Below are 7,717 nucleotides of genomic sequence, written 5' to 3'. Positions count from 1 at the left end.
CGGATCCGAAGTATGAAGAAAACGATGAAGAATAAAAAATACGCCAAGCGGGATCTCGAAAGGGATCCCGTTTAGCGTATCTAATATTCAGTCTCGCGTATACCCGTCGATTGTTTGACACTTACTTCTGAACGTTCTATAAACCCGATTCTAAAATCGATTCAACACACAAAGGCTGCCTTACGACGAAGAGGTTTCTTCGAAGGAAGGCAGCCTTTTGCATGCATTTCTTAAGTTTAAACATCGGGCTTTGCATCATCCGGTTCGAGATTCTCGATCCGGATTTCCCCGACTGGTTTTCCGGCGCTTCTTATTCTTCGCCTGCAGGATCTGTCGTTCGCATCCACACCACATGACGGGTGTGATAGCTGCCGTCTTCCTGTTCATCGAGAACCTGGCGGGAATACTGGTTTCGATCAAAATCCGGAAAATACGTGTCGGCTTCAAAGTCCGCATCGATTTCCGTCAGGATCAGGCGCGAACAGTACGGCAGAAAGGCGCGATAAATCGAAGCCCCGCCAATCACAAAAGCGTCAGGCTGTTCAAATACCGTACCGTGATCCAGTGCTATGGATTCGGGTACATGTACATTCTGCTTTTTATACGCGTCCAGCCACTTCAGGCAGTCTTCGACTGTGGAAAAGGTCAGCACGCCTTCGCGATTGATTTCATGGGACGTGAGCACAAGATGAAGACGGCCGGGAAGCAGTCCAGGCAGCGACTTCCACGTGTTGCAGCCCATGATGACCGGGCGCTTCATTGTCACCTTACGGAAAAACTTCAGATCCTGTTTAAGGCCGCGCTTCCAGGGCATATCGCCCTTCCAGCCGATTTCGCCGTTTCTGCCCACTGCGGCGATGGCGTCAAGGCGGATCACTGGGTAATGGGCATCCGCAGTTTTCCCATGTGCTGATACCCTTCCAGATGCACGTCCTTCAGTTCTTTCGAACTGTCAAAGTCGTAAAAGTTTTTCACTTCCGGGTTGAGCCAGAGCTTCGGTGCCGGCAGCGGCTCATTCGTGTGCCAGCGCTGCAGAAGTTCCTGCATCTGCTCGAGCTGATTGACGTAAATGTGCGCGTCCTTAATCGACCAGTCCAGGCGTCCGACTTTCAGTCCGCACACCTGAGCCATCATGCACATCAGTACCGCATACTGCGTAACGTTAAACGGCAGACCCAGACCGACGTCGCACGAGCGCTGATGGACGAGTACATTAAGCGTTCCATCGGTAATGTCCCATTCGCTGCTCCAGACGCAGCTGGGCAGAACCGCCGTATCGAGTTCCGCATCCTGCCATAAAGACATGACCCGGCGCCGGTCTTCCGGATGGTTTTTAAGCGAATCGATCAGCTTGTCGATCAGATGGTACTTGCGAACGATGTAGCCGTACGCCGTACCGATCGTATGCGCCATGGACGGATCGAAATGCTTGAGCACCCGGCCGGTATTTACTTCCAGCCAGTCGCCGTTTTCATCGATTTCCCATTCGTCCCAGATGTGCACATTGCGCTCCTGAAGCCAGCGCACATCGTTGCTCTGCGCCTGATAAATCCATAACATTTCCAGAACCGCCTGCCGTAAAAACAGCTGCTTGACGGTCAGGATCGGAAATTCTTCGCCGACATTCAGCGTGAAGTGGGCAAACGGAATTTTTTTCGTATCCACGCCTGTACGGTTGGAAACGATCGTTCCTTCGCTGAGAATCGTCTCGCAAAGGCCGCAGTAAATTTCATCCCATTTAGACATTCCCTTTCCCCTTTCTCTGCTGGTTTTCTTCTTTGCCGCCTGCAGCGGCAGTTTCCCTCCCCTGCGCAGGCGTATCGGCTTCTGGATTTGCCGGCATTTCTGGGGCGCGCAACGAAGTGTACGTCGATGCCGGGAGCACTTCGAGGCGGCCGGTCTGTTCTGGAAGAACGTCCTGTTCCAGATAGCGGGCAATGCCGTGTTCATCGTTGGTCCAGGGCAGAACCACATCCGCGATCGCCTTGACCGGCGGCGTGGCATTGCCCATCGCGATGCCGACTCCGGCTTTCTGAAGCATTTCAATATCGTTGCTTTCATCGCCAAAAGCGATGACGTTTTCTTCGTTCAGACCATAATGTTCGCAAATGCGGTCCAGGCCGAATCCCTTATTGATTTTCGGATCGACGTATTCGTAAAGAACGTCCGCGGTGGGAAAGCTCACTACCCCTTCAAACGGATGCGCTGCTGCGATTTCCTTAATGCGCGGCTGATCTTCGGCGCGGCTGCGAATGACCAGCTTGTCCACATCGTGATGTTCCAGAAACTCCTTGAGATCGACAATAATTTCCTCTTCGCCAAACTGCTCGGCAATGGCGAGCGTTTCCGGTGTGGAAAATTCCACATAGCGGCGGTTGCCGATCATCGGTTCAAAATGAATGCCGGGGATTTCCCGGAAAATTTCACAGATCTGCCAGACCAGTTTGCCGTCGAGATGCGCGAAGGTCTGTTTTTCTTTTGTGCGCATATCGTAAATGGCACCGCCGTTCATGCCGACTAAAAAACTGATCGAATTTTCAATGCCCCACTGGCGGCTGAGAATGACGCCGCTTTCGACCGGGCGTCCGGAAATAATCCCAAACAGGATTCCGTATTCTTTCAGGCGGTTTACGGCCTGACGGGTTTTCTCATCGAGCTTCTTTTGCGAATTGAGCAGCGTGCCGTCGACATCGACCGCAATCAGCGTTACGGGTTTCATAAGCCTCCTCCTTTTTCAGGCGCTTTGCCGCCTGATCTGTCGCTGGGCTTTTCGCAGAATATGCCTTTTCGAAAAGCCGTTTTGTTTTTCGGATTTATAAAGCTTAACCGGCGAGAGCGGCTTTTTCTTCCAGACGCTTTGCGGAAAGGTCAAGCAGTGTCTGGATCTGTTCTCTTGTCATTTCGTCTTCGACCAGCTGTTCATTGACCATACGGTCCAGCTGTTCACGCCAGAATCCCTGTTCCAGCACGATACGGCACGAAACTGGGAAGTTCAGATCAGGAATGAAGCCGAGAAAGGACATCCAGAAATCGAGATTGGTAATCCGGCTCGAACGATCAACGCTTCGTCCCTCGACGAGCGCCTCGTAAACGGCGGGCGTGATCGTCTGCGTTTTGAGAGCGGATAAAGGGGCGCCGGTCGTATCCATGGGATCTTCCTTTGCGCTGACCCGGAAAATGTCCACTTTGTCGGCGTCCCGCAAAATCTGATCGAGAACGCGCTGAAAGCCGGTATCCATATCGGGAATGGAAAGCTTGTTATGAACGGAAACGGCCTGAATGACCATTTCTTTTTCCTGATTGGACAGCTCGTTTAAGAAATCTTCCTGTGCGAGAATTTCAGCGCCTAAAGCGGCATGATCGACGCTTTTCGCATCCATGAACGTATGAAAGCGGCGCACCTGTTCAAAGCGGCCGATGTCATGAAACAGCGCTCCCAGATGGGCGAGCTTCTTTTCTTCTTCACTCAGGTTCAGATTTTCGGCAATCTGATCCGCGGCTGAAACGACTTTCCACGTATGGATGATTTTCAGACGAATCTGTGAATCCTCCGGATTGTAGTTCTGCACGTACTCAGTAAAACGCTCTTCTTCACGCATGGTTCTTCTTCCCTTCCTGACGGACGATCCGTCAAACCGATTTTGTTTCTTGCGCCGGTTTGCGCATGCCTATTTTATATCATGCGGCCAGAAATGGGCCGAATCAGCCAATCTGGGTCAGATTTGCATCGGTGTTCGTTTTTTCGTTTCGCCTGAAAAAAAACGCCCTGTTTCATACAGAGCGATCGTCTGGTTTCCTGTTCAGGGCTGCTGTTCGGGCCACGCTGCCCTGTCGGATCTTCTTTCCTTTCCAGGCTCAGGACTTCTGGCCGGTCTGCGCCGGCACCCTTTCCAGAGCCGCAAACAAAGGCGCCGGATCCAGACTAAAGTCGTGACAGCCCGCTTCGCAGATTTGTACGTACTCTTCTTCTGGCCTGCCATCCGCAAAGCCCAGGGGAATGGCGTAAAGAAACACAGGAAGAGATTCGCGATGTCCGTCAAAAAAACTGACGGGCAAATCCAGCGTGAACTTTTTGTACAGCGCGGGATATTCCTCGTATTCATCAAGCGCGGCTTCGTCCTGAGCGTCCACCTGCCAGATGCCCGCATCCGCAAAAGCCCCCTGCTTTGGGACGATCGAGAGATAAAACTCTCCCTTGTCTCCTTTAAAGACGAGCTTCCAGTCTGCAAGACGGGCGGTTCCGATCGGGATCGCGTTCGGGCATCGTTCTTTCATCTGTTCGAGATGGAGGTTGCTTCCATAAGCTGCATAGTATTTCATATTCGCTCTCCTTGGCTTCCTCCACCATACGCAATATTTCCTCTCCCTTCAAAACGTCTTTGGAAATTCGTCAAAAAGCGTAAAGGGAGTGGCCGAAACCACAGAGCGAAAAAAATCCCCCGAATCTTCGGGGGAATCAATCTTAAAGCGAATTGGCCTGCAGATCGCGCATGTACTGCAGGAAAACCTTGCAGCAGCAAAAGGCTTCATACACATCCGCCTTGGAGCTCAGTTCAAACGGAGAATGCATGGACATCAGCGCCACGCCAGCGTCGATGACGTCCATTCCGTAGTTGGCCAGAATGTAGGCGATCGTTCCGCCGCCGCCCTGGTCGACTTTGCCGAGTTCCGCGGTCTGCCAGACGACATCGTGATCATCGAGCAGTTTGCGCAGCGCGGCGATGTATTCCGCACGAGCGTCGTTGGAATGGCTCTTGCCGCCGGAACCGACGTACTTGGAAATCGCGATACCGCATCCAAACTGCGCGGCGTTGCCGTTAGGGGAAGAAACTTCCGGTACGTTGGGATCATGAGCTGCGGAAACATCGCACGAAAGCATCGTGGAATGACGCAGAGCCCGGCGAACGTTCAGTTCGCTGTACTCGCCCAGTAAGGAGAGCACTTCAGCCACCTGGTCTTCAAAGAAATGCGACTGCATGCCCGTCGCGCCGACGGATCCGATTTCTTCCTTATCCACAAGCAGGCATACGGCGGTACGCTCGAGCGTTTCGTTCGCGAGTTCGAGCTGGCCGATCAGACCCGTGTAGGCCATGACGCGGTCATCCTGTCCATAGCCTAAAACCATGGAACGATCGAGGCCGCACGTTCTGGCTTCGCCCTGCGGAACGACTTCGAGTTCGGCACTGATGAAGTCATCTTCATCAATGCCGTAGCGGTCCTTGAGCAGACGCAAAATGTTCGCCTTGACTGGATCGGAAGCTTTTTCGTCGCCGTCTTCCTTTTGCGGAATGGAACCGGCGATGACGTTCAGCGCTTCGCCTTCGATGGCTTTGGATGTGGGCTTGCTGGCCTGATCCTTGCCAAGATGCGGCAGGACATCGGTAATACAGAACACTTCGTCTTCCGGATGATCGCCGATGGCGATATCCATGTGCGTGCCGTCCTTCAGAACAACCACGCCATACATCGCCAGCGGAAGTGTCGTCCACTGGTATTTCTTAATGCCGCCATAGTAATGGGTATCGAACAGGCAGATGCCGTCCTGCTCATAGAGCGGATGCTGCTTGAGATCGAGACGGGGCGAGTCGATGTGCGCGCCGACAATGTTCATGCCTTTGGCGATCGGATCGCTGCCGATGTGAAAGAGCACAACGGCTTTATCCATCATATTGAAATAGACTCTGTCCTGCGGCTTCAGGCTCTTGCCGTTTTCGGCGTATTCGTTAATGTTGCGATAGCCGAAACCTTCAGCAAGCGCAATCGCCTGCCTGACGCAGCGGCGTTCGGTTTTTCCAAGGAAAAGAAAATTCATGTAGCCTTGGGCAAACGTCATGATTTCGCCAAGCGTCCTGTCATCGCAGGCAAGCCAGGCGTTTTTATTTTTACTCATACGTTTCCTCCATTCGATGGACCAGTTTCCAGGACAGGTCAATCTGACTCGGATCGGAATTGTCGATCTGCAGCCTGTCTTCCCTGTGAGAAGAATCCGGATTGAGCAGATGCTTCTCTTCAAGAAGATGCTTCAGATGGCGCACCGTTCCTTCATTTCCGTCCACAATTTTGACGTTCGGACCGGCGAGCTGCTGCAGGCGCTGCTTGAAAAACAGAAAGTGCGTACAGCCTAGAACGATAAACTCTGCGTTCCTGCTTTGCGCCAGATAGTCTCTCAGCGCCGCGTCGACAGCCTCCAGATCGTCCAGACGGTCTTCTTCCACAAGCCGGACGAGTCCTGGACATGGTACCCGTATGATCTCATGGCCGCTTTGAAAACGGTTTTTGAGCCGCTCAAACTTTTCCTGATGAAGCGTCAGGTTCGTGGCCCAGACCGCAATGATCGACGGGGTTTTCAGATCGGCAGCGACTTTGAGAGCCGGTTCCATGCCAATAATGTCGAAATCAAAGTGTTCGCGCAGCAGCGGGGCGGCAGCGCTGGTCGCCGTGTTGCAGGCGATTACCACCGCTTTGACGTGCTGTCTGGCAAAGGCTTCGACAATTTCCATCGAATACGTCTCGACGACTTCACGCGGCTTTTCCCCATACGGATTGCGGGCGGAATCGCCAAAGTAAAGAACCGTCTCATTGGGCAGTTCCTTTCGAATCTGCGCCGCGACGGTCAGTCCGCCAAGTCCGGAATCAAATACGCCAATTGGATCACAGGGTTTCATCTTCATCACCGCTATAACTATACAACGAGACCAGAGAAGCGCCCAATTTCCCTCTTTTCCCCATATGCGGACAGATTCTTCATGTTTCCGTTTTTCCATCGTGATTCATCGGGCTTTCGCTTTTTCGCCTGCACTTTACGAGAGCGCTGCTTTGCTTCTGTTCTGCCAGGCGTGGATCGAACGTGTTCCAGACGTAAAGAAAAGACGCCGCAGGGGCGTCTCTTTGTTTCCTTTAAACCTGGTTAAATCCGGTTAATCCGTCAGTGATTGTGACTGTCGGGATAGACTTTGTGAAAGCGTTTGCCGTACGCGCTGTACGCATAGTTAATTCCGGCCAGAATCAGGACGGCCGCAATCGTCACCCCTAACAGAATGGCCTGTGCCGTTCTGGCCGGGATGGCCGCGTACATCCACGCAAACAGACTGGCGACGATGCCGATCAGCGCTGCCGCGATCACGACCAGATTCAAAATCCAGCGTTTGTTTGTCATCGCTTTTCCCCTTTCTGCCGCGAATCGCAGGCGAACGGTTTCTACCGGTTCAGATCGTCTGGCCGTTCCAAATTGTTCGCTACCCTGATCGATTCGCTTTAATTCGAAAAACGGGCTCCGAAGAGCCCTTAACCGTATGGCAGGCTTCCTTGAATTCCTGGAAGGGAATCATTTTCCGGCTGGTATTTCAGTCTTGTCAAGGATCGCTTTGCATCGCCAAATGCAGGTGGGATCAGACGTCAGGGAAAGATCAGGGATCCTTCTTCTGGACCAGCTTCCTTGATGGCAGTCATCTTTTTTGGCCTTCGCTCATCGGTTTGGATGGCTATAGCCTATCACAGCCGGATTCAAATACCGCCTTGCCGCCTGCATCTTTTCCATAATGGTCTTAACTGGTTGCTTATCTGTCCAAATTGGCACGCGTATTGTATTTATGTAAGTGTCAAACAATCGACGGGTATACGCGAGACTGAATATTAGATACGCTAAACGGGATCCCTTTCGAGATCCCGCTTGGCGTATTTTTTATTCTTCATCGTTTTCTTCATACTTCGGATCCGG

The 7,717-nt window shown here is 52.5% G+C and carries 8 protein-coding genes; all 8 read right to left on the bottom strand.

Annotated elements, in window-relative coordinates; translation table 11 throughout:
- Positions 1-310: 310 nt before the first annotated feature.
- The 8 genes from Afil_RS10235 to Afil_RS10200 all read right to left on the bottom strand — a co-directional run bounded on the left by Afil_RS10235 (position 311) and on the right by Afil_RS10200 (position 7,156).
- Positions 311-877 carry a dihydrofolate reductase gene (locus Afil_RS10235; protein ID WP_230268463.1) on the bottom strand — a complete coding sequence of 189 codons (567 nt, stop codon included), beginning with the start codon at positions 875-877 and terminating at the stop codon, positions 311-313.
- Positions 874-1,746 (bottom strand): thymidylate synthase, encoded by an 873-nt coding sequence (thyA, locus tag Afil_RS10230; protein ID WP_230268462.1) that lies wholly within the window; start codon positions 1,744-1,746, stop codon positions 874-876. Before thyA ends, Afil_RS10235 begins: the two co-directional genes overlap by 4 nt.
- Positions 1,739-2,719, bottom strand: a complete 981-nt coding sequence (locus tag Afil_RS10225; protein WP_230268461.1) for a Cof-type HAD-IIB family hydrolase — start codon at positions 2,717-2,719, stop codon at positions 1,739-1,741. Before Afil_RS10225 ends, thyA begins: the two co-directional genes overlap by 8 nt.
- A 103-nt stretch (positions 2,720-2,822) precedes the next feature.
- Positions 2,823-3,599: an HD domain-containing protein gene (locus tag Afil_RS10220; RefSeq protein WP_230268460.1), complete on the bottom strand. Its 777-nt coding sequence runs from the start codon at positions 3,597-3,599 to the stop codon at positions 2,823-2,825.
- 256 nt (positions 3,600-3,855) lie between these two features.
- On the bottom strand, positions 3,856-4,320 hold the full coding sequence (locus Afil_RS10215) for a gamma-glutamylcyclotransferase family protein (protein WP_230268459.1): 465 nt from the start codon (positions 4,318-4,320) through the stop codon (positions 3,856-3,858).
- A 142-nt stretch (positions 4,321-4,462) separates the two neighbouring features.
- The gene (locus tag Afil_RS10210) at positions 4,463-5,890 is read right to left on the bottom strand and encodes an aminopeptidase (protein WP_230268458.1); all 1,428 of its coding nucleotides are present in this window, start codon (positions 5,888-5,890) and stop codon (positions 4,463-4,465) included.
- A complete protein-coding gene (gene murI / locus Afil_RS10205; RefSeq protein ID WP_230268457.1) occupies positions 5,883-6,671 on the bottom strand; it encodes a glutamate racemase in 789 nt (262 codons plus the stop codon). Before murI ends, Afil_RS10210 begins: the two co-directional genes overlap by 8 nt.
- Before the next feature lie 254 nt (positions 6,672-6,925).
- Positions 6,926-7,156, bottom strand: coding sequence for a hypothetical protein (locus Afil_RS10200; RefSeq protein WP_230268456.1), 231 nt, complete (start codon positions 7,154-7,156; stop codon positions 6,926-6,928).
- Positions 7,157-7,717 lie beyond the last annotated feature (561 nt).

The sequence above is a fragment of the Allobaculum fili genome, from assembly GCF_020969955.1.
GTDB lineage: Bacteria > Bacillota_I > Bacilli_A > Erysipelotrichales > Erysipelotrichaceae > Allobaculum > Allobaculum fili.
Note: the sequence above shows the minus strand (reverse complement) of the source record. Positions and strands in the feature narration are given on the sequence as shown.